The sequence below is a fragment of the Streptomyces sp. NPDC051740 genome (assembly GCF_044453165.1).
Lineage (GTDB): Bacteria > Actinomycetota > Actinomycetes > Streptomycetales > Streptomycetaceae > Streptomyces > Streptomyces atrovirens.
In genome coordinates this window covers 442,403-464,464 of the sequence record NZ_JBITCL010000001.1, presented here as the reverse complement: position 1 = coordinate 464,464, position 22,062 = coordinate 442,403, and the positions used below count along the sequence as shown (strand labels likewise).

Genomic DNA, 22,062 nt, shown 5'->3' with positions numbered 1-22,062 from the left:
GACGGTCCCTCACACACGTCCCGTACAACGGCGTACGGAACACAGAAGGCGCCTGCCCTCAGTCCCCGACCGGACGACTGGGCAGGCGCCTTCGCATGTTCAGGGAAGCCTGTAGTGGTCCCCGTACATCTCCCACACCAGCGGGGTCTCCAGACCCAGGTTCCCGGCCTCCAGGAACCGGCGCTGGGCCGTGTCGACGCGGGAGGTGTCGCGGTCCGGGTACCGGGTGAGCATGGCCTCGCGGCGGATGTCGAGGAAGGCGTTCAGGTACTTCTGCTCGGAACCGCCCGCGGCGGGTGTCTCCGCCTGCTTCAGCGTGCGCTCGCGCAGGGCGTAGAAGCCGTCCGCGTCGGTGTCGGGGCCGTGGAAGACCATCGCGTCGTAGTAGACGAACTGGCCCAGCGTACCGAGGCCGTCCAGCTTGGCGAGCCGGACCGCCGGCTCGAAGTAGAGGCGGTCGCGCTCCGCCTCCTGCGCCTCCCGGAAGGCGGGCACCTCCGCCTCCGCCTCCCAGGCGGCCGTGAAGCCGGGGTCCAGACCCTCGTGGGAGTCCGAGCCGTCGACCTCGCGCAGGGCGGGCAGATAGGACGCCAGCCCGTTGTCCGGGTGGTCCTCGGTGTAGCTCTCGACCAGCATGAGCAGGTCGTGGGTGCCGGTGCAGAAACCGATGATGCCCGCCGTGTAGCCGCAGCCGTCGCCCTCGTCCTCGATGGCGCCGTACGTGGTGCGCCAGTCGGTGGTCGAGTGCTCGGCGCTCGCCACCAGCCGCTGGGCCAGCTCCTTCTTCGCGGGGGCGGCCAGCCCCGCCGGCAGGCCGGCGACGACCGCGTCGTCCTCGGCCCGCTCCTTGGCGTCCCGCTTCTCCTCGGCCCGGTCCTTGGCGTCCTCACGGGACGACTGGGCGGTGGCCGCGGGCGGCGCCACCGGGGCGTCGGCCGCGTTCGTCGGCAGGACGAAGTACACCCCCGTGGCGATCACGGGAACGGCCGCGAGGAACAGCGCACCGGCACGTCTCACTGGGGGATACCTCCACCCGTCAGTTCGGACACCTTGACCACCGCGGCCACCCCCAGCACCACCACCAGCGCCAGGCACGTGCCCACCTGCACCACCGTCCGCCGCCCGTCCCTGGGAGCGTACGCGAACGCCAGCGCCACCGTGCCGCCCGCCAGCAGCCCGCCGAGGTGCCCCTCCCAGGACGTGACGAGCGCGGAGACCACCAGCCACAGCAGCAGCCCCGCCATGAACCGGTTGACCTGGCTCATGTCGGCCCCGACGCGCCGGGCCATCACGTAGTACGCGGCCCCCACCCCGAAGATCGCGCCGGACGCGCCGACCACGGCGTCCTCGGGCGCGATCAGCAGCACCAGTACCGAACCGCCCAGCGCCGACAGCAGGTACAGCGCGAGGTAGTGCACCCGGCCCAGCATCGGCTCGACCAGCCGGCCCAGGTTCCACAGCGCCAGCATGTTCATCACGATGTGGGCGATCCCGAACGTGCCCTCGGTGGGCGGCAGGTGCAGGAACGCGCCGGTCAGCAGCCGGTACCACTCCCCGTCCACCAGACCCTCCGGACTGAAGCCCCCGGGGTACGGGTCGACCCACAGGTAGTGCTCGCCGTCCGGCCCGACCAGCCCCGCGCCCACCATCGCGAACCGGTCCACGACCTCGGGCCGCGCCAGCTCCGCCAGGTACACCAGCACGTTGAGGACGATCAGTACGTACGTCACGACGGGCACCGCCGAGACCCGGCCGCCCACCAGGGTCCGGGCCTGCCGTACCGACCGCGCGCCCTCCTTCACGCACTCGGGGCACTGGTGGCCCACGGCCGCCTCACGCATGCAGTCCGGGCAGATGTACCGCTCGCAGCGGGTGCAGCGGACGTAGCACTCCACCTTGGGGTGGCGGTAGCAGGTGGTGACGGTGGACTCGGAATCCACGGGCCGGCTCCTCGGGAGGGACGGGACGGAAGTGAGCCGGTGGGGACGGCGGCGAACAAAATATCGAACGCCGGTGGAATGGGCGAATGGTGGGGTGGTGACGTGCCGTACCCTCGGGGCCAGTTCCGTGACGAGGGGGAGTCGTATGGCCGCGATCGGTCTCAGCAGGATCGAGGAGACGGCGCCCGCGCTGGTCAGCCTCTACAAGACCGCCGGGGTGTCCCTCGCCAAGCACGGTCTGGACGGGCTGCGCGCCGCGGTCTACCTGGTGGTCGACTACTCCGGCTCGATGAAGTCGTACTACCGGGACGGCAGTGTGCAGGCGCTCGCCGACCGGGTGCTGGGCCTGTCGGCCCACCTCGACGACGACGGCACCGTGCCGGTCGTCTTCTTCTCCACCGACGTCGACGCCGTCACCGACATCGCCCTCGCCGACCACCGGGGCCGGATCGAACGGATCGTGTCCGGTCTCGGCCACATGGGCAGGACCAGCTACCACCTGGCGATGGACGCGGTCATCGACCACTACCTGGACAGCGGCTCCACGGTTCCCGCCCTGGTGATCTTCCAGACGGACGGCGGCCCCGTCAACAAACTCGCCGCGGAGAAGTACCTCTGCAAGGCCGCCCGCCTCCCCTTGTTCTGGCAGTTCATCGGCTTCGGCGACCCGGACAGCAAACAGTTCGACTACCTGCGCAGACTGGACGACCTGGCGGTCCCGACGAAGCGGGTGATCGACAACGCGGGCTTCTTCCACGCGGGCGAGAACCCGGACGAGGTCACGGACGCGGACCTGTACGACCGTATGGTGGGCGAATTCCCGAATTGGCTGGCGGCAGCGCGGTCACAGGGAATCGTGGGGCAGGTGTAGCGCCCCTCCAGGGGCGCGGGACTGTATCGATATGCGGCTCCGCCGCGTGGGCGCGACAAGCCGCAACGCACCCGCACCCGACAACGCTAGGTGTCACACTCCAACACCGTCCGGCACAGCCCGCACCGCGCCCGCACACGCCCCCGCACCGGCACCCGAATCCGCTGATGACACGTGGGACAGGGAAACGACACCCGCAACACCTCCTGACCACCCGCCGTGAAGCGGTACGGCACATCCCCCCGCGCCCCCGCCGGAACGGGGTGCCCCTGCGCATACCGCCGGTCCCGCGCGTACCGCCGCCTGCCGACCCACCCGGCGGAAACGAGCGGAGGCTGCTCCGAGTCCCGGCGCGCCAGCGCCATCCCCTCCTTGTACGCCGTATAGGCCTGCGCGCTGGTGAACCACACCGACGGATCCTCCCCGAACACCACCGCCCGCTTCGCCAGCACGTACCCGAACTCCTCCGGAGTGAGGTACCCCAGCTTCTGCGACGACGCCCCGTCCTCCCGGAAGGCGTCCAGCAGCAGCCACCCCGCCCCCAGGTACGTCGCCACCGTGTCCGTCAGGATCTCGTTCTCCCGCGTCCCCGGGAACGACAGGTCCAGCCGGTGCAGGTACACATGCGCCACCTCGTGCGCCAGGGCCGCCCCGATGTCCCGCCGATGCGTCCGGAACCGGTCGTTCAGCTCGACGAAGTACTCCGGCCCGGCCGCCAGTTCCACGTTCGCCGCATGCGTCATCTCACGGAACCCGACGATCAGCCGCGCGTCCGGCAGCCGGTAGTGCCGCACCAGCTCGCGGGCCACCCGGTGCGCCCCCAGATGGAGATCGTCCGTGTCGCAGAACGCCACGTCGGCCGGCGCCACGCTCACCGAGAACGTGCGGACCGTGTCGTACGACAGCCGCCGGTACAGCGCGGTGACGGCCGCCCGCACCGTCTCCAGATGCGGATAACCGTGCTCGACCGGTCCGCCGTTCGCCACGTCTCACCCCCGGACGCCCTGAACCCGGTTCCACTGTACGGGCCCGCCCCGGTGGGTGCCCGCCCCGTAATGTGGCCCACCATGACCACCAGCAACACCACCACCGGTGACGCCGACCTCGCCGTCCGCGAGGAGCTCGCCCGGCTGCGCGACAGCATCGACAACATCGACGCGGCCGTCGTCCACATGCTCGCCGAACGCTTCAAGTGCACCCAGCAGGTCGGCCGCCTCAAGGCCGAGCACCAGCTGCCGCCCGCCGACCCGGGCCGGGAGGCCCGCCAGATCACCCGGCTGCGCGCCCTCGCCGAGAACGCCAAACTCGACCCGGCCTTCGCGGAGAAGTTCCTGAACTTCATCATCGCCGAGGTGATCCGCCACCACGAGCGCATCGCCGAGGACACCGCGGGCGGCGCCACGCCCTCAGCGAACCGCGTCACGACGTCCTCCCCCGGGGAGTGACAGAGCCGCCCGCGCGGAGCATGCTGCCCTGTGCACTCCTTGTCGGCCGGCGAGCACCACCCGCCGGCCCCCGGACAGCCATCCGGTCCCTTGCGAGGAGGGACGCGCCGCATGCCGCAGAACGCCCGCATCCTCATCGTCGACGACCACGAGGACACCCTGTACGCCCTGGAGAGCGCCCTGGCCCCGCTGGGCCACCTGCTGGGCCGGGCCACCAGTGGCGACGAGGCCCTCAAACAGCTGCTGCGCGGAAACGTCGGCCTGCTGCTCCTGGACGTCCGGCCGCCGGGCATCGGCGGACTCGACGTCGTGCGCTACATGCGGCGCCTGGAACAGACCCAGCTCATTCCCGTCGTCCTGCTCACCGGCTTCACCCGCGACCCGCAGCTCGGCGCCGCCGCGTACGCCCTCGGCGTAGCCGATCTCGTCACGAAACCGGTCGACCCGTGGGCGTTGCGTACCAAGATCCGTCATCTCTACGACGCGCACCAGCGCCGGCTCGCCCTGGAACGCGAGGTCCGCGCCCTGCGCGCCCGGCTGGAGGAACGCAACCCCGCTCCCGGACATCCCGCCCTGCCCCACCCGCACGCGCACACGCCGCCCTCGGGGCCCGCCGGGGCGCACACCGGGGAGCTCGAACGAGACCGGACATAGGGTGCGTACCCGATCCGCCCCTGTGGTTCGGCGACCGCATCAGGCAGCATGGCCCGCATGTCCGTACTGACGCGCGACGAAGCGCAGAACCGAGCACAGCTCCTCGACGTCCACCGCTACACGATCGAGCTCGATCTGACCACCGGTGACGAGACGTTCGACTCCCGCACCCTGATCAGGTTCAGCGCCCGTGCGGACGCGGACACCTTCGTCGAGCTCAAGCCCGCCGAGCTGCGCTCCGTCACCCTCGACGGACAGCCCCTGGACACCGGCGCCCTCGACGGCAACCGGCTGCCGCTGAAGAACCTCACCGCCGGCGAGCACGAGCTGCGCGTCGACGCGAGCATGCGCTACTCCCGCACCGGCGAGGGCATGCACCGCTTCACCGACCCCACCGACGGCGAGACCTACGTCTACACCCAGCTCTTCCTCGACGACGTGCAGCGCGTCTTCGCCGCCTTCGACCAGCCCGACCTCAAGGCCGTCTTCGAGCTGACCGTCACCGCCCCGCGGCACTGGACCGTCCTCGCCAACGGCGTCACCGAGCACACCGGCGAGGGTGTGTGGCGGGCCGCCCCCACCCCGCTGATCTCCACCTACCTCGTCGCCGTCGCCGCCGGCCCCTGGCACTCCGTGCGCACCGAGCACCGCGGTCTGCCCTTCGGCATCCACTGCCGCCGCTCGCTGGCCCCGTACCTCGACGCGGACGCCGACGAACTCCTCGACATCACCCGCGCCTGCTTCGACCGCTACCACGAGAAGTTCGAGGAGCCCTACCCCTTCGACTCCTACGACCAGGCCTTCGTCCCCGAGTTCAACGCGGGCGCCATGGAGAACCCCGGACTGGTCACCTTCCGCGACGAGTTCGTCTACCGCTCCGCCGTCACCGACACCGAACGCCAGACCCGCGCCATGGTGATCGCCCACGAGATGGCCCACATGTGGTTCGGCGACCTCGTCACCCTCAGGTGGTGGGACGACATCTGGCTGAACGAGTCGTTCGCCGAGTACATGGGCTACCAGACCCTCACCGAGGCGACCCTTGGGGGGTCTGGGGGGACTCCCCCCAGAAAGTGGGGCACGGACACGTGGACCGACTTCGGCGTCAACCGCAAGCCCTGGGGCTACGACGCCGACCAGCGGCCCTCCACCCATCCCGTGGCCCCCGAGGACGTCGAGGACACCGCCTCCGCCCTGCTCAACTTCGACGGCATCTCCTACGCCAAGGGCGCCTCCGCCCTGCGCCAGCTCGTCGCCTGGCTCGGCGAGAAGGACTTCCTCGCCGGCATCAACACCCACTTCGCCCGGCACAGGTTCGCCAACGCCACGCTCGCCGACTTCATCGAGTCCCTCGCCTCCGCCACCGAACGCGACGTCCACGCCTGGGCCGACGCCTGGCTGCGCACCACCGGCGTCGACACCCTCGTCCCCGAACCGGGCAACGGCGACAACGTCTACTGGCGGCTGGGCATCGAGAACAAGGGGGGCCCCGTGACCCGGCCGGCGCCCGGCCCCGACAAGGACCGCCCCGGGGCGGAGCACGCCGGCACTCCCGTCCAGGCCCGCGGCTCGCGCCCGCACCGCATCACCATCGGCGTCTACGACCACGACCTGCACGACGCCCGCCGGCTCATCCTGCGCGACCGCTTCGAGGCGGACATCCCCGCCCACGAGAGCATCGCCATCGCCACCGGCGGCACCCGCCCCGCCCTCGTCGTCCTCAACGACGGCGACCTCACCTACGCCAAGATCCGCTTCGACGCCGAGTCCCTGGACACCCTGCGCGCCCGGCTGTCCGGCCTGCCCGACCCCCTCACCCGCGCGGTGGTGTGGAACGCGCTCAGGGACGCCGTCCGCGACGGTGAGCTGCCCGCCGGCGACTTCCTGGACATCGCCCGCGCCCACCTCCCGCACGAGACCGACCTCGCCCTCGTCCAGGGCGTCCTCGCCTTCGCCTCCGTCCACATCGCCGGCCGCTACCTCACCCCCGACGAGCGGCCGGCCGCGCTGGCCACCCTCACCGAGCTGTGCCGCGACCTCATCCGGCGCACCGAGGACGGCGACCACCCCGGTCTGCGTCTGATCGCCGTGCGGCACCGCATCGACACCGCCGCCCACCCCGACACCATCGCCGCCTGGCTCGCCGACGGCACCGTCCCCGGCGGTCCCGAACTCGACCCCGAGCTGCGCTGGCGGGTCCTCGCCCGGCTCGCCGTGCTCGGCGCCACCGACGAGGCCGCCATCGCCGCCGAACTCGCCCGCGACCCCAGCGCCACCGGCCAGGAGGGCGCCGCCCGCTGCCGCGCCGCCCTGCCCGACGAGGACGCCAAGGCCCGCGCCTGGGACGCCATGTTCGGCTCCGACGACCTGTCCAACTACCTGTTCACCGCCACCGCCCAGGGCTTCTGGCAGCCCGAACAGGCCGATCTCGTACGGCCCTACGTGTCCCGCTACTTCAAGGACGCCGTGGCCGTCGCCGCCCGCCGGGGCCCCGCCATCGCCGAGGCCGCCGGACGCTGGGCCTTCCCCGCCCACGCGGTCGACGCCGGGACCCTGAAGCTCGGCGAGAAGTGCCTGCGCAAGGCCGACCCGATCCCCGCCCTGCGCCGCAAGCTCGTCGACCAGCTCGACGACCTGGCCCGCGCCCTGCGCGTACAGCGGAAGTAGGTCCGGCGGAAGCGACCCGGCGCCCGAGAACACCCCTCGAAGGCGGACTTACCCCCTTCGAGGGGTGTTCACCGGGCTTTCCGGGCGCCGCCGCCCACTCCCGTCCAAGCTGGACCCTCCCGCGCACCGCGCCCCGGAGGACAGTCCATGAGCACCCCGCCCCGCGACCTCGTCGGCGTCGGCATCGGCCCCTTCAACCTCTCCCTCGCCGCCCTGGCCCACTCCCTCCCCGGACTGAGCACCGCCTTCTACGACCGCAGCCCCCGCTTCACCTGGCACCCCGGCCTGCTCCTCGACGACGCCACCGTCCAGGTGCCCTTCCTCGCCGACCTCGTCACCCTCGCCGACCCCACCAGCCCCTGGACCTTCCTCAACCACCTCAGGGCCCGCGAGCGCCTCTACCCGTTCTACTTCGCCGAGCACTTCCACATCCGCCGCACCGAGTACGACGCCTACTGCCGCTGGGTCGCCGACCGCCTCCCCGTGCTCCACTTCGGCCACCACGTCGACACCGTCCGCTGGAGCCCCGAACGCGCCCTGTTCGAGGTCGACCTCACCCGGCTCTGCCCGGACGGACAGGCCGCCTCCACCGGCCGGGTCCACGCCCGCCACCTCGTCCTCGGCGTCGGCACCGAGCCCCGGGTGCCCGAGCCGCTGCGGCCCCTCGCCGACGCTCCCGGCGTCCCCGTGATCCACTCCGACGACTACCTCACCCACCGCGACACCCTCCTCGCCGCCGGCCACATCACCGTCGTCGGCACCGGGCAGTCGGGCGCGGAGGTCTTCCTCGACCTGCTGCGCCACCGGCCCGTCGGACGGGAACGGCTCCACTGGATCGGCCGCACCGGCGCGTTCGCCCCCATGGAGTACTCCAAACTCGGCCTGGAGCACTTCACCCCCGACCACACCCGCTACTTCCACGCCCTGCCCGAACCCGTCCGCGACCGGCTCGTCCCCGCCCAGTGGCAGCTCCACAAGGCCATCGACGCCGGCACCGTCGCCGCCATCCACGACGAGCTCTACCGGCGCACCCTCCACGGCGGCTGGCCCGACACCGTCCTCACCCCCGCCGTCCACGTCCGCGCCGCCGGGCGCCTCGGCCCCGCCCGCATCGAGCTCCACCTCGAACACGCCGTGCAGCACACCCGCACCCGTCTCACCACCGACGCCGTCGTCCTCGCCACCGGCCACCGCCCGCGCCCCCTCGACCACCTCCTCGCGCCCCTCGACCCCCACCTGCGCCGCGACCACGCCGGCCGGCCCCGCGTCGACGCGCACTTCCGCCTAGACCTGGACCCCGCCGTCACCGGCAGCGTCTACGTCCAGAACGCCGAACTCCACACCCACGGCGTGGGCGCCCCCGACCTCGGGCTCGCCGCCTGGCGCAGCGCCACGATCCTCAACCACCTCACCGGCCGCCAGGCCTACCCCCAGCCCGCCCGCACCGCCTTCACCACCTTCGGCCTCCACCCCGGAACGCCGCAGGTCCCGCCCGCCCGGCGAGCCGTACGGCTCACCCCACTGGCGGACGGGACCTGACCATCACCCGTACGGAGGAACGGAGATCAGAACACCGGCGTACCGTCCCGCGTCAGCCTCCAGTCGACGGACGCGAAGTCCTTCGGGTCCAGCACACCCTTCGCCGTCACCCACTCCGCGATCCGGGTCCGGATCTCCGTCGACTCCGCCCACAGTTCCTTCGCCGACGCCACGTGCGGGAACGCGCCGCCGCCGTTGGCCCGGTAGTTGTTCACCGCGAACACGAACCGCGCCGCGTCGTCCAGCGGGGCGCCGCCGAACGTGACGTTCCCGACGCGCGAACCCGCCGGCTGCGCGATGTCGATGTCGTAGACGAGCCCCGACACGTAGTCGTAGTTGTAGTCCGGACGGCCGCCCGCGTTCGTCAGCTTCGCCACGTCCACCGGCGCACCCGCCGCCGTCTGCGCGAAGTACTCCGCCGAGTACTCCAGGTACGCCCGCACCTGCGCGCCCGTCATCAGCTTCGCCACCAGCGTGTTGTCGTACACGTACAGGCTCGACAGGTCCCGGATCGTCACCTCGCCCGCCGGGATCTCGGAGGTCCGCGAGAACGGCGACGCCTGCGACAGCACCGGCAGCGACGCGTACTCGGTGCCCGCGAGGGCCGCCCTGACCACGTCCTCCTGCACCTTGCTGATCAGGTCGATGATCGGCGCGTCCTTGTAGCGCGCCTCCACCGTCGTCAGCGTCTCGGTCGCCGACCCCACCACCTGATTGACGTACTCCACGACCCGCGCGTGCTCGTCGCGCAGCAGCCGGGTGATCCTCGGGTCGTCCTCCACCGTCGCCGCGTCCCGCAGCGACGCCTTCACCGACTCCACCCGCCACCGGCCCCGCTCGAAGGCCAGCTCGAAGTCGAACAGCGTCAGCCGCTCCGCGTAGCACAGCGGCTCCGACAGCACGACCTCCCTGCCGGTCTCCTCGTTGGCGACCCGCAGCTCCGCGATCTCCTGGTGCGCGTGCCCCACCAGGATCGCGTCGATCCCCGGCACCCGCCGCGCCACGTTCGCCGCCGCGTTCTCCACGTACGGCAGCTGGTCACCGTACGACGACGTGCCCGAGGAACCCGAGTGCGCCGACACCACCACCACGTCCGCGCCCATCGACCGCAGCTTCGGCACCCACTTCGCCGCCTGCTCCTCAAGACCCGGGAACGTCAACCTGCCCTGTACGTACGCCTTGTCCCAGATCGCGATACCGGGGTTGGTCAGCCCGAGGACCGCCACCTTCACCGGGGGAGCGCCCTTCACGTGGAACTTCTTGACGAAGTACGGCGGGAAGGCCGGCTTCAGCGTCTTCGCGTCCAGCGCGTTGGCGCCCAGCAGCGGGAAGTCGCACTGCTCCTCGAACTTCCGCAGCGTCTCGATGCCGTAGTTGAACTCGTGGTTGCCGAGCGCCACCGCGTCGTACCCGATGGCGTTCATCGCCTGTGCCATCGGGTGCACCGGACCGCCCTCGGCGGTGATCGGGTCGACCTTCGCGAAGTAGTACGTCAGCGGGGTGCCCTGGATGGTGTCGCCCGCGTCCAGCAGCAGCGTGTTGCGCCGGCCCTTCTCCTCGCGCACCTGGTCCACCAGCGTCGACACCCGCGCCAGGCCCTGCGCGTTGCCGGCCGCGTCCGTGTACTCGGCGTCCTTGAAGTAGTCCCAGTTGAAGACGTGACCGTGCAGGTCGGTCGTGCCCATCACGGTCAGCGCGTACCGCTTCGCCGGCTTCCTCCCCCGTCCCGCCCCGGCGGCCCCGGCGGCCTCGGCCGCGGGGACCGCCGCCGTACCCGCCAGCGCCACCCCCGCCCCCGTCACGGCGGACCTCTTCAAGAACTTCCGGCGGTTCAACGGCATGTCGGGCTCTCCTCGGACAACAACGGAACAACGCGCGTAGATTCGCCCGATGATTCTGACCTGAGCACGCCCACGCGGAACAGATCCCCCAGGTTGCGATCCGGTGTCCCGCGCCCTCCCCGCACCCGTACGACCGGTGACACAGTGGGACGTATGACCACCCCTCACCCGTACGGCACACCCGGCGCCCCCCATCTCGCCGTCCGCGGCGAGGCCCACCTCGAAACCGCCCCCGACCTCGCCCGCATCGCCGTCACCCGCACCGCGCGCGGCCGTGACCGGCGCACCACCCTCGACGACCTCACCCGCCGCACCACGGAAGCCCTCGACCTGCTCAGGTCCTACGGCGACGCCGTCGAGCACCTCGAGACCGGCGCCCTCACCGTCGCCCCGGAACTCAGCCCCCACGGCCGGGGCGAACGCGTCCGCGCCCACCACGGCACCGTCCGGCTCACCGCCGACCTGGGCGACTTCGCCGCCCTCGGCGCACTCGTCACCCGTCTGGCCGACCTCGACCTCACCCGTGTCGACGGCCCCTGGTGGAGCCTCCGCCCGGGTTCCCCCGCCCACCGCGAGGCGCGGCGGCTGGCGGTGCACGACGCCGTCCGGCGCGCCCGCGAATACGCCGAGGCGCTCGGCACCACCCTCGCCGCCCTCATCGAACTCACCGACACCGCGGCGGGACCCGAACCCTTCCCCCGGGCCCGCTCCATGGCGTTCGCCGCGGCCACCGAGGACACTTCGCCCCCGCCCCTCGACCTCGAACCCCAGCGGCAGCACGTCCACGCCGAGGTCGGCGCCCGCTTCACGCTCCAGCCGCCCCGGCTGGAGAACCGGCATGCGTAGAACCGGCATGCGTAGAACCGGTATGCGAGAACCGAGGGCGCGCATGCTCATCGGAGCGACCCGGTGCACAATTCAACACTTGTCAACAACCCTTCATTCACTGGCCGTTGGGTCGTCACACGCCACCAGGTCGCTACCGGCCGGTAAGCCCTAGGCTCGAAACATGCGCCGAGCGAAGATCGTCTGCACCCTGGGCCCTGCCACCGACAGCTACGACCGGATCAAAGCCCTGGTCGATGCCGGAATGGACGTCGCCCGATTCAACCTCAGCCACGGCGAGCACGCCGAGCACGAGGAGCGCTACCGACGGGTGCGGAAAGCCGCCGACGAGACCGGCCGCAGCGTCGGCCTCCTCGCCGACCTTCAAGGCCCGAAAATCCGCCTCGGCCGCTTCGTCGAAGGTCCCGTACTCCTTGAACGCGGGGACACCTTCACCATCACCGTCGAAGAGGGCACCGAAGGCGACCGCGACATCTGCGGCACCACCTACGCCGGCCTCGCCGACGACGTCACCACCGGCGAGCGCATCCTCGTCGACGACGGCAGGGTCACCCTCGAAGTCACCGCCGTCGACGGCCCCCACGTCCGCACCACCGTCGTCGAGGGCGGCATGGTCTCCGACCACAAGGGCCTCAACCTCCCCGGCGTCGCCGTCTCCGTCCCCGCGCTCTCCAAGAAGGACGAGGACGACCTGCGCTGGGCGCTGCGCACCGGCTTCGACGTGATCGCCCTGTCCTTCGTCCGCAGCGGACGCGACATCAAGGACGTCCACCGGATCATGGACGAGGAGGGCCGCCGCCTCCCCGTCATCGCCAAGGTCGAGAAGCCGCAGGCCGTCGAGAACATCGACGACATCGTCGCCGCCTTCGACGGCATCATGGTCGCCCGCGGCGACCTCGGCGTCGAGATGCCCCTCGAACAGGTGCCGATCGTCCAGAAGCGCGCGATCAAGCTCGCCAGGCGCAACGCCAAGCCGGTCATCGTCGCCACCCAGATGCTCGACTCGATGATCGACAACGCCCGTCCCACCCGCGCGGAGGCCTCCGACGTCGCCAACGCCGTCATCGACGGCACCGACGCCGTCATGCTCTCCGGCGAGACCAGCGTCGGCAAACACGCCGTCGAGACCGTGCGCACCATGGCCCGCATCGTGGAAGCCGCCGAGGAGGACATCCTCGCCAAGGGCCTCCCGCCCCTCACCGAGCGCAACAAGCCCCGCACCCAGGGCGGCGCGGTCGCCCGCGCGGCGGCGGAGATGGGCGACTTCCTCGGCGCCCGCTTCCTGGTCGCCTTCACCCAGTCCGGTGACACCGCCCGCCGTCTCTCCCGCTACCGCAGCCCCATCCCCCTCCTCGCCTTCACCCCCGACCCGGCCACCCGCTCCCAGCTCAGCCTCACCTGGGGCGTCGAGACCTTCCTCGGCCCCCACGTGGACACGACGGACGCGATGGTCGCCCAGGTCGACGAGCTGCTCCTGAAGTACGCCCGCTGCGAGAAGGGCGACACGGTGGTGATCACGGCGGGCTCCCCGCCCGGGGTCTCCGGCTCGACGAACATGGTCCGCGTCCACCACATCGGCGAGGACGACAGCCCCAGGTAGCCGGGCGGCCGGGGCGCGCAAGCGGGACGGGCGGAAAAGGCGGATGTTCACCGGAAAGGCGGACATCCGCTCTCAAATGGTGACCTTGGATATCAAGGAAAAGTACCCCGGGTCGGATTCGAACCGACGCTGGATGGTGTTTGAGACCATTGCCTCTACCGCTGGGCTACCGGGGCGCCCTGTAAAACAAAGGTCGACGGTCACCCGCCGTGCCCCCACCTTATCGCAGCTGGGTACGCTCTTGTCAGCAGTACCGGCCTGCCCCGCATCAAGGAGCCCACGTGAGCGCCCCCGAGTCGCCCCAGCCCACAGACGTGCCCGACGACGACAAGTCGCACGTGCCTCCGATGACGACCCGTGTCGTGATCGCCGAGGACGAGGCGCTGATCCGGCTCGATCTCAAAGAGATGCTGGAGGAGGAGGGGTACTCCGTCGTCGGGGAGGCCGGTGACGGTGAGCAGGCCGTGGAGCTGGCGCGCGAGCACCGGCCCGACCTGGTGATCCTCGATGTGAAGATGCCGAAGCTGGACGGCATCTCCGCGGCGGAGAAGATCGCCGAGGAGAGCATCGCCCCGGTGCTGATGCTGACCGCGTTCTCGCAGCGTGACCTGGTGGAGCGGGCGCGGGACGCGGGCGCGATGGCGTACCTGGTGAAGCCGTTCAGCAAGAGCGACGTGGTGCCCGCGATCGAGATGGCGGTGTCGCGGTTCACGGAGCTGAAGGAGCTGGAGCGCGAGGTCGCCGACCTGAGCCTGCGGCTGGAGACGCGGAAGCTGGTGGACCGGGCGAAGTCGGTGCTGCAGACGCAGTACGGGCTGACCGAGCCGGCGGCGTTCCGGTGGATCCAGAAGACGTCGATGGACCGGCGGATGTCGATGCAGCAGGTGGCGCAGGCGGTCATCGACGACGCCGAGGAGAAGAAGGCGTCGAAGGGCTAGCACCGCCCGTGTACGGCAAGAGGCCCGTGCTCCCCGCTCGGCAGGGGGCGCGGGCCTCTCGTCGTGTGCCTCAGTCCTCGCCGAGGTAGGCCTTGCGGACCGACTCGTCGTGGAGGAGGTCCTGACCGGTGCCGGAGAGGACGATGTTGCCGGTTTCCATGACGTGACCGTGGTCGGCCAGGGAGAGGGCGGCCTGGGCGTTCTGCTCGACGAGCAGGATGGTGGTGCCCTGGGACTTCAGCTCGGAGATGGTCGCCATGATCTTCTGCATCATGATCGGCGAGAGGCCCATGGAGGGCTCGTCGAGCATGAGGAGCTGGGGCTGGGACATCAGCGCCCTGCCCATGGCGAGCATCTGCTGCTCTCCGCCGGAGAGGGTTCCGGCGGCCTGCTTGCGGCGTTCCCCGAGGATGGGGAAGAGGTCGTAGGCGCGCTGGATGTCCTTCTCGATGCCGGCCTTGTCGCTGCGGAGGAAGGCGCCGAGGCGGAGGTTGTCCTCGATCGTCATGCGGGGGAAGATGTGCCGCCCCTCGGGGGAGTGGGCGAGCCCGAGGGAGACGATCTTGTGGGCGGGGACCTTCTTGAGCGACTTGCCGTTGAACCTGATCTGGCCGCCGACGGGCTTGAGGAGCCCGGAGAGCGTGCGCAGGGTGGTGGTCTTGCCGGCGCCGTTGGTGCCGATGAGCGTGACCACTTCGCCGGCGTCGACGCTGAAGGAGATGCCCTTGACGGCCTGGATCTTGCCGTAGGCGACGGTGAGGTCCTCGACTTCGAGGAGTGCGGTCATCGGTCGTTCTCCTTGCCGGGCGCGGCGTCCGTGGCGGCTTCGGCCTCGGTCTCCGTCTCGGCCGCGGCTTCGGCGGCCTCGACTTCGGCGGCTTCGGCGGTGCCGGGGTCGTTCTCCATGGGTTCACCGATGTAGGCGGCGATGACGCGCTCGTCGCCCTGGACGGTGGCCGGATCGCCCTCGACGAGCTTCTGGCCCTGGACGAGGACGGCGACGCGGTCACAGAGGTTGAAGATGAACCGCATGTCGTGCTCGATCACGAGGACGGCGATGCCCTGGTCGCGGATGGCGAAGATGAGCTCCTCGGCCGCCCGGGTCTCCTGGGGGTTCATACCGGCGGTGGGCTCGTCGAGGAGCAGCAGGCCGGGTTCGCTGGCGAGGGCGCGGGCGATCTCGAGCTTGCGCTGTTCGCCGTAGGGGAGGTTGCGCGAGAGGTGGTCGGCCTTCGCGGCGAGGCCGACGAACTCCAGGAGTTCCATGGCCCGTTCGCGGGAGGCCGCCTCCGCCCTGTGGAAGCCGGGTCCGCGCAGGACGGCCGACCAGAAGCCCTCCTTGGTCCGCGTGTGGCGGCCGACGAGGACGTTCTCCAGGACGGTCATGTTGGCGAAGAGCCGGATGTTCTGGAACGTCCGGGCGATGCCGGCGGCGGTGACCTTGAAGGACTTGGGCGGCAGGACCTTGTCCTTGTAGCGGACCTCGCCCTCGGTGGGGATGTAGAGGCCGGTCAGGCAGTTGAAGAAGGTGGTCTTGCCGGCGCCGTTGGGGCCGATGAGGCCGACGATCTCGCCGCTGCGGACGGTGAGGTCGACGTCGCGGACGGCGGTGAGTCCGCCGAAGCGCATGGTGACGCCGCGTGCGTCGAGGACGGTCTCACCGGGGGCGGGTGTGCCCGGGGCGGTGTCCTTGGTGGTGGTGTCGGTGGTCATGGTGGTCAGGCCCCTGTCTTGCTCAGGACTGCGGGCGCGTCGTCCTCGTGGAACTCCAGCTGGCGGCGGCGGTTGGGGATGAGGCCCTCGGGGCGGAAGCGCATCAGCAGGACGAGTGCGAGACCGAAGGCGAGGAGCTGGTAGTCGCCGAGGAACTGGAGCTTGTTGGGGATCAGGAAGAGCAGCGCGGCTCCGATGAGGGGTCCGGCGATGGTGCCCATGCCGCCGAGGACGACCGCGGCGAGCAGGAAGGCGGAGTTGGGCGGGGTGGTGCCGGCGAACAGGTACTGCTCGGGGGTCACGGTGTAGGTGACGTGTGCCTGGACGGTTCCGGCGAGGCCGGCGAGGGTGGCGCCGACGGCGAAGGCGATGAGCTTGACCCGGAAGCCGTTGATGCCCATGGCGAGCGCCGCGGTCTCGTCCTCGCGGATGGCGACCCAGGCGCGGCCGATGCGGGAGTCGCCGCTGCGCCGGAAGACGAGGACGACGACGGCCGTGATGAGCAGCATCAGGAAGAAGTAGTTGGCGAACCGGCCGATGGTGAAGCCGGCGATGTCGTGCTGGACGCCGAGGTCGAAGCCGAGGATCTTCAGGTCCGGGATGGACGCGATGCCGTTGGAGCCGTTGGTGAGGTCCGGTCCGGAGGTGCCGTCGGTGTTGTTGGCGGCGATACGGAAGATCTCACCGAAGCCGAGGGTGACGATGGCGAGGTAGTCGCCGCGCAGTCGCAGTGTCGGGGCGCCGATGAGGACGCCGAAGACGAGGGAGGCGACGGCACCGACGAGCACGGCGGCCCAGAAGGGGAAGTGGACGTCGAACGGCGAGCTGGGGGACCCGGAGACGAGTGCGGCCGCGTAGGCGCCGACGCCGAGGAAGGCGACGTATCCGAGGTCGAGCAGGCCGGCGAGTCCGACGACGATGTTCAGACCGAGGGCGACCGTGGCGAAGATGAGGATGTAGACGCCGAGGGTGGCGTACTGGTCGTCGGTCTGGGTGAAGGGGAAGCAGGCCGCCGCGATGAAGGCGCCGCAGACGGTGATGTTCGTGTGCCGTGCGGTGATCTGCGAGGCGTGGGCGATCAGGCCGGCGCGGTTGAGGGCGGCGAACCCGAAGCCGGCGGTGATGAGGAAGCCGACGAAGAGCTCGTCGTACTCGGTGCCGATGCCGTAGGTGAAGACGACCAGGGCGAGTGCCAGGACCGCGACGATGATCAGGATCTCGGCGTAGGACGGCAGGGTGCGCACGGGGCGCGGGCTGCCGGAGGCGAACGCCGCCCGGAGGACGGCCATGTTGTGGCCGGTCCTGTGCTTGAACTGCTCCCAGCCGGTGTCGTCCGGGTCGAAGGGGTCGGGCTCGGGCCGCTCGAAGGGGAGGGCGAGGGCGCCGAGGAGGGCGGTCAGCGTGGCGACGGCGACGACGTAGCCGCCGGGTTCGAGGTTGACGAGGCCGCCGAGCTGGAAGCTGATCGCGAGGATCGTGTACCAGGCGGTGACGAAGGTGCCGAGTGCGGCGTACTTGACGGCCGCGTCGGCGCCGGCCGGGGTGAGCCAGCCCAGTCCCTTGACGCCGTAGGAGGCGAGTCCGAACAGGGTGGTGAGCGCGCCGCCGATGAGGACGAGGACCTGGAGTCCGCCCGGGTAGCCGTAGAAGGTGAGGTCACCGGGGAACTCGGCGGTCCAGGTCCACGCGAGGAAGGTGGAGACGACGGTGAGGACGCTGCCGCCGGTGGCGAGGGCCCGGCCGATGTGCGGGGGCATGCCGATGAGGCCGGTGGAGGCGTTCGCGGTGGGGGTGGCCGCGGTGGTCGAAGCGGTGGTCTGTGTGGTCATCGGTGTCACGCCCTGTCCGCGACGCGCTCGCCGAGCAGGCCCTGCGGCCTGAACAGGAGTACGAGGATGAGGAGGATGAAGGCCCAGACGTCGGCCCAGGACTGGCTGCCGAACTTGTCCAGCCCCGGGATGTCGGCGATGTAGGCGGTGGCCAGGGTTTCGGCGACGCCGAGGACCACACCGCCGATCATGGCGCCGTAGATGTTGCCGATGCCGCCGAGGACTGCCGCGGTGAAGGCCTTGAGACCGAGGATGAAGCCCATCTTGAAGTCGATCTGGCCGTACTTGAGGCCGCTGGCGACGCCTCCGACGGCGGCGAAGACGGCGCCGAGGGCGAAGGCGATCACGATGATGCGGTCGGTGTTGACGCCCATCAGCTTCGCGGTGTCCGGGTCCTGCGCGGTGGCCTGCATGCCGCGCCCGGTGCGGGTGCGCATCACGAAGTAGGCGAGGATGGCCATGCTGATGGGGGCGGCGACGAGAAGGAAGATGTCGCCGGTCTGGATGGTGGCGCCGCCGATGGTGAAGGGGCCGCCTTCGATCTGCGGGAAGGGCAGCTTGGACTTCGCCTCGGGGTAGAAGGCCCAGACGGCCTGCTGGAGCGCGAGGGAGAGTCCGATGGCGGTGATGAGCGGGGCCAGGCGGGGCGCGCCGCGCAGGGGGCGGTAGGCGAACCGTTCCGCTCCGATGGCGACCAGGACCGAGACGATCACGGCGCCGAGCAGCATCAGGGGCAGCGCGACCCAGATGGAGGTGCCGTCGGGCAGGAGATACAGGTGCACCGTCAGCGCGCCGAAGGCGCCGACCATGAAGATCTCGCCGTGGGCGAAGTTGATGAGCTGGACGATGCCATAGACCATTGTGTAGCCGATGGCGACCAGGCCGTACATGGATCCCAGTAGCAGGCCGTTGACCAGCTGCTGCGGCAGTTCGTTCACCGCATGTCCTCCGAGACTTTCGGAATGTTCGACGGATGGGGCCGGATGCGAGTCCGCGCGGGGCGCCTGTACAGCGCCCCGCGCGGCTCGTGGAGTGGTGCGGGCGGGGGTCAGCCGGTGAAGGTGCCGGACCTCACCGTGGCCCAGGCGCCGTCCTTGACGGTGTACACGGTGAGCTGCTTGTTGGTGGCGTCACCGAACTCGTCGAAGGAGACCTTGCCGGTCACTCCGTCGAAGGAGACGTTCTGCATGGCGTCGACGACCTTGGAGCGGGCGTCGTCGGGGAGCTTCCCGCCGTTGTCCTCGACGACCTTCTTGACGGCCTCGATGATCGCCCAGGCGGAGTCGTAGGAGTAGCCGCCGTACGCCTCGAAGGCCTCCTTGTATCCGGCGTCCTTGTAGTTGGCGACGAACTCCTTGGCGGAGGGGAGCGTCTCGACGGGCGCGCCGACGGAGGTGGCGAGGTCGCCCGTGCCCGCGCTGCCGGACAGCTTGATGAAGTCGGCGCTGTAGATGCCGTCGCCGCCGACCAGCGGGATCTTGGCGCCGGCTTCCTTGATCTGCTTGCTCAGCGGGCCGGCCTGCGGGTACTCGCCGCCGTAGTAGACGACGTCGGCGCCGGAGTTCTTGACCTTGGTGGCGACGGCGTTGAAGTCCTTGCTGTCGGGGTTGATGTGCTCCGTGCCGACGACCTTGCCGCCGAGCTTCTTGAACTCCTCGGTGAAGGTGCCGGCGAGGCCGGCGCCGTAGGTCTTCTTGTCGTCGATGACGAAGACCTTCTTCTTCTTGGCGTCGTTGTAGACGTACTGCGCGGCGAACGGGCCCTGGATGGCGTCCGTGGTCGCGGTGCGGAAGTACGACTTGTACGGCCGGACCTGCTTGGTCTGCCAGTCCACGCCCTGGGTGAGGGCGGGGTTGGTGTTGGCGGGGGAGACCTCGACCAGCTTGGCCTGGTCGAAGACCTTCTGCATGGCCTCGCCGACGGAGGAGTTCAGCGGGCCGACGACGCCGAGGACGTCGTCGTTGGCGACGAGCTTGGTGGCGTTCTGCTGGCCGACGGAGACCTGGCCCTGGTCGTCGAGGGCTTCGATCTTGAAGGTGACGCCCTCGACGTATTTCTCCTTGTTGGCGGTCTTGGCCGCGAGGTCCACGGAGTTCTTGATGCCGAGGCCCAGCGCGGACAGGTCGCCGGTCATCGGCGCGTCGACGCCGATGACCACGGTGGTGCCACCGTTGCCGGAGTCCGAGCTGCCGCCGCCGTCGTCGTCGCGTGAGCCGCAGGCGGTGAGGGTGAGTGCACCCGCCGCCAGGGCGGCGGTGATGGCGATGAGCGAACGTTGACGCACGATCCAGTCCTTTCCCCTGACAGCCGCTTCCCGGTGGAAACGGCCGAGTCGAGCGCTGGGCCGACGTGTGAATCGGGCGGCGCGGTGACTGGCCGTGACTCTAAGCGGGGGTGGGGAATGCGGAGGAGACTCTGGCCAAGGCTGTGACGCTCTTGTTATGACACGACGTATTGCAGAGCGGTACCGAGTGGGGGGAACGGTGGAATTCTCGCCGTTTTGCCCTGTCCGGATGGTGAGAAACCGCAGGACCCGGCCGGGTCCGTTCAGGTGTATCAGGCGTTTTGGTGATTACCCGAAGTCGTTGCTGCAGGCTACTTGCAGGGCGCGGGAGAGGTCCTGTGCGTACCGTGACCCGAGGATGAAGCTGTGCTTCTGGATTGCGCGCGCATTACGCAAAGTTACGTCCAGGAAAGGGAGACCGGCATTCCGTGGCACTTTTCCGCATTCCGTCACCCGTGCGGTGATCATGATCTTGTGGGGGGATCCTGCTTTTGTCTGAAAAGGTGTGCGTGGGCTGGATGACACGGAGAGTCCCGCGTACGGCTGCGATATCCGGATGACGGTAACCGGATGATCGGATTCCACGGTCACCTCCACGTCGAAGGAGAAACTCCGCGGGTCGGTGGCGCCGCCCGCCGCCCGCGGGTCCAGGTACTCGACGGCGGTCACCTGGCTCGGGTACGGCGGTGGGGGCGGCGGCTCCGGCCGGGGCCGGGTGACGTAGAGGTAGCCGCCGCCCGTGAGCACGGCGGTGGCGAGGAGCGTGCCCAGCGCGGCCCTGCGGTGCCGCTCGAAGTGCCGTGCCACGAGCCCGCGTCGAGGACGGGGCGCGGGGAGGACGGTCCGGGCGTGAGTGCCCTCGCCCGGCTCCACCGGACCGACCCCGCTCACCGCCAGGGCCCCTTGCCCGGCCCGCCGGCGCGGTACCGCTCGGCGCACCCCTCGCGCGCCTCACGGTCGATCGACTGGCCGGGATCCGCCGTCCCCCGGCGTTCGGCGGCCCGGGCGGAATCGACCACCTCGCGCAGGATGTCGTACTGTCCGCCGGACAGCCCCATGGACTGGTAGTCGCCGTAGGTACGGCCGTTCAGCACCTGGCGCGCCCAGTGACCGACGAGCTTCGCGCACAGGTCCTCGTCGGACGTCACTCGCGGTGACGGCGGCGTCGCGCGCCCGCCGTCCGCCCCGGCCGGGGACGCCCGGCCCGCGGGGCCGGAACCCGTCGCACCGCAGCCGGTCACCGTCGAGCCCGCCAGGAGCGCGGCCGCGAAGCACGCGACCAACGCCCGAGAGGTGCCTCCCCGTCCCATGCCCGCACCGTAGGGCGGTCACCGCCCCGCGGCAACGGGGATGCGGAGCGGATGCCCCCCGCATCCCCGACGGCCGTCAGCCCGCCGCCTGTTCCCCCTCGCCGGGCCGGACGTCCCGCAGCAGGCAGGTCAGGCGCGCGGTGCACACCCGCTTGTCCGCCTCGTCGGTGATGACGATCTCGTACGTCGCCGTGGACCGCCCCCGGTGCACCGGAGTGGCGACGCCGGTGACCAGGCCGGAGCGGACGCCGCGGTGGTGCGTGCAGTTGAGGTCGACCCCGACGGCGATCCTGGAGCTGCCGCCGTGCAGCATCGACCCCACCGACCCCAGCGTCTCCGCCAGTACGGCGGACGCGCCGCCGTGCAGCAGCCCGTACGGCTGGGTGTTGCCCTCCACCGGCATCGTCCCGACGACCCGCTCCGCCGACGCCTCCAGGATCTGCACGCCCATGCGCGTGCCCAGGTGACCCGCCGAGAACAGCGCCGGCAGGTCCACACCGAGCGCGGCGTACTCGTCGACGACCTCCTGCGGGAACGTCACCTTCTGCTGCTCTCCCATGGGCCCGGCTCCTTCGTCGTGCGTCG

The 22,062-nt window shown here is 70.5% G+C and carries 20 protein-coding genes and 1 tRNA gene; 8 read left to right on the top strand and 13 right to left on the bottom strand.

Going from position 1 to position 22,062, the window contains the following annotated elements:
- Positions 1–99 precede the first annotated feature (99 nt).
- The gene (locus ACIA6T_RS02215) at positions 100–1,017 is read right to left on the bottom strand and encodes a chitosanase (RefSeq protein ID WP_399444645.1); all 918 of its coding nucleotides are present in this window, start codon (positions 1,015–1,017) and stop codon (positions 100–102) included.
- Complete coding sequence (locus ACIA6T_RS02210) at positions 1,014–1,940, bottom strand: rhomboid family intramembrane serine protease (RefSeq protein ID WP_399444644.1); 927 nt, start codon at positions 1,938–1,940, stop codon at positions 1,014–1,016. The genes ACIA6T_RS02215 and ACIA6T_RS02210 overlap by 4 nt, the downstream gene beginning before the upstream one ends.
- A 145-nt stretch (positions 1,941–2,085) precedes the next feature.
- On the opposite strand from ACIA6T_RS02210, the gene ACIA6T_RS02205 reads away from it, so the two are divergent.
- Entirely contained in the window at positions 2,086–2,811 is a 726-nt protein-coding gene (locus ACIA6T_RS02205; RefSeq protein WP_399444643.1) for a vWA domain-containing protein, read from the top strand.
- A gap of 86 nt (positions 2,812–2,897) precedes the next feature.
- Here the strand turns inward: ACIA6T_RS02205 and ACIA6T_RS02200 are convergent, their stop codons facing one another.
- Positions 2,898–3,797, bottom strand: a complete 900-nt coding sequence (locus ACIA6T_RS02200; protein ID WP_399444642.1) for a hypothetical protein — start codon at positions 3,795–3,797, stop codon at positions 2,898–2,900.
- 81 nt (positions 3,798–3,878) lie between these two features.
- Here ACIA6T_RS02200 and ACIA6T_RS02195 point away from each other — a divergent pair, with 81 nt between their 5' ends.
- The 4 genes from ACIA6T_RS02195 to ACIA6T_RS02180 all read left to right on the top strand — a co-directional run bounded on the left by ACIA6T_RS02195 (position 3,879) and on the right by ACIA6T_RS02180 (position 9,116).
- Positions 3,879–4,256, top strand: a complete 378-nt coding sequence (locus ACIA6T_RS02195; RefSeq protein WP_399444641.1) for a chorismate mutase — start codon at positions 3,879–3,881, stop codon at positions 4,254–4,256.
- 111 nt (positions 4,257–4,367) lie between these two features.
- Positions 4,368–4,910: a two-component system response regulator gene (locus tag ACIA6T_RS02190; RefSeq protein ID WP_399444640.1), complete on the top strand. Its 543-nt coding sequence runs from the start codon at positions 4,368–4,370 to the stop codon at positions 4,908–4,910.
- Positions 4,911–4,958: 48 nt separating this feature from the next.
- Positions 4,959–7,577 carry an aminopeptidase N gene (gene pepN, locus ACIA6T_RS02185; RefSeq protein WP_399444639.1) on the top strand — a complete coding sequence of 873 codons (2,619 nt, stop codon included), beginning with the start codon at positions 4,959–4,961 and terminating at the stop codon, positions 7,575–7,577.
- A 147-nt stretch (positions 7,578–7,724) separates the two neighbouring features.
- Complete coding sequence (locus tag ACIA6T_RS02180) at positions 7,725–9,116, top strand: lysine N(6)-hydroxylase/L-ornithine N(5)-oxygenase family protein (protein WP_399444638.1); 1,392 nt, start codon at positions 7,725–7,727, stop codon at positions 9,114–9,116.
- Positions 9,117–9,142: 26 nt separating this feature from the next.
- Here the strand turns inward: ACIA6T_RS02180 and ACIA6T_RS02175 are convergent, their stop codons facing one another.
- Positions 9,143–10,957, bottom strand: coding sequence for a bifunctional metallophosphatase/5'-nucleotidase (locus ACIA6T_RS02175; RefSeq protein WP_399444637.1), 1,815 nt, complete (start codon positions 10,955–10,957; stop codon positions 9,143–9,145).
- Positions 10,958–11,110: 153 nt separating this feature from the next.
- On the opposite strand from ACIA6T_RS02175, the gene ACIA6T_RS02170 reads away from it, so the two are divergent.
- Positions 11,111–11,803, top strand: coding sequence for an SIMPL domain-containing protein (locus tag ACIA6T_RS02170; protein WP_399444636.1), 693 nt, complete (start codon positions 11,111–11,113; stop codon positions 11,801–11,803).
- Positions 11,804–11,966: 163 nt separating this feature from the next.
- A complete protein-coding gene (gene pyk / locus ACIA6T_RS02165) occupies positions 11,967–13,403 on the top strand; it encodes a pyruvate kinase (protein WP_399444635.1) in 1,437 nt (478 codons plus the stop codon).
- Between the two features lie 103 nt (positions 13,404–13,506).
- On the opposite strand, the gene ACIA6T_RS02160 is transcribed toward pyk, so the two are convergent.
- A tRNA-Leu gene (locus ACIA6T_RS02160) sits at positions 13,507–13,579 on the bottom strand.
- Between the two features lie 105 nt (positions 13,580–13,684).
- Here ACIA6T_RS02160 and ACIA6T_RS02155 point away from each other — a divergent pair.
- Positions 13,685–14,341 (top strand): ANTAR domain-containing response regulator, encoded by a 657-nt coding sequence (locus tag ACIA6T_RS02155; protein ID WP_399444634.1) that lies wholly within the window; start codon positions 13,685–13,687, stop codon positions 14,339–14,341.
- A gap of 70 nt (positions 14,342–14,411) precedes the next feature.
- On the opposite strand, the gene ACIA6T_RS02150 is transcribed toward ACIA6T_RS02155, so the two are convergent.
- The 8 genes from ACIA6T_RS02150 to ACIA6T_RS02115 form a co-directional block, all read right to left on the bottom strand.
- Entirely contained in the window at positions 14,412–15,128 is a 717-nt protein-coding gene (locus ACIA6T_RS02150) for an ABC transporter ATP-binding protein (protein ID WP_399444633.1), read from the bottom strand.
- Complete coding sequence (locus tag ACIA6T_RS02145) at positions 15,125–16,054, bottom strand: ABC transporter ATP-binding protein (RefSeq protein ID WP_399444632.1); 930 nt, start codon at positions 16,052–16,054, stop codon at positions 15,125–15,127. The genes ACIA6T_RS02150 and ACIA6T_RS02145 overlap by 4 nt, the downstream gene beginning before the upstream one ends.
- A gap of 5 nt (positions 16,055–16,059) precedes the next feature.
- Complete coding sequence (locus tag ACIA6T_RS02140; RefSeq protein ID WP_399444631.1) at positions 16,060–17,883, bottom strand: branched-chain amino acid ABC transporter permease; 1,824 nt, start codon at positions 17,881–17,883, stop codon at positions 16,060–16,062.
- 5 nt (positions 17,884–17,888) lie between these two features.
- Positions 17,889–18,821: a branched-chain amino acid ABC transporter permease gene (locus tag ACIA6T_RS02135; RefSeq protein WP_399444630.1), complete on the bottom strand. Its 933-nt coding sequence runs from the start codon at positions 18,819–18,821 to the stop codon at positions 17,889–17,891.
- A 110-nt stretch (positions 18,822–18,931) separates the two neighbouring features.
- On the bottom strand, positions 18,932–20,167 hold the full coding sequence (locus tag ACIA6T_RS02130; RefSeq protein ID WP_399444629.1) for a branched-chain amino acid ABC transporter substrate-binding protein: 1,236 nt from the start codon (positions 20,165–20,167) through the stop codon (positions 18,932–18,934).
- A 288-nt stretch (positions 20,168–20,455) separates the two neighbouring features.
- Positions 20,456–21,058, bottom strand: a complete 603-nt coding sequence (locus tag ACIA6T_RS02125; protein WP_399444628.1) for a Tat pathway signal sequence domain protein — start codon at positions 21,056–21,058, stop codon at positions 20,456–20,458.
- Positions 21,055–21,477 (bottom strand): hypothetical protein, encoded by a 423-nt coding sequence (locus tag ACIA6T_RS02120; protein ID WP_399444626.1) that lies wholly within the window; start codon positions 21,475–21,477, stop codon positions 21,055–21,057. The genes ACIA6T_RS02125 and ACIA6T_RS02120 overlap by 4 nt, the downstream gene beginning before the upstream one ends.
- 76 nt (positions 21,478–21,553) lie before the next feature.
- On the bottom strand, positions 21,554–22,036 hold the full coding sequence (locus ACIA6T_RS02115) for a PaaI family thioesterase (RefSeq protein ID WP_399444625.1): 483 nt from the start codon (positions 22,034–22,036) through the stop codon (positions 21,554–21,556).
- Positions 22,037–22,062: the final 26 nt, after the last annotated feature.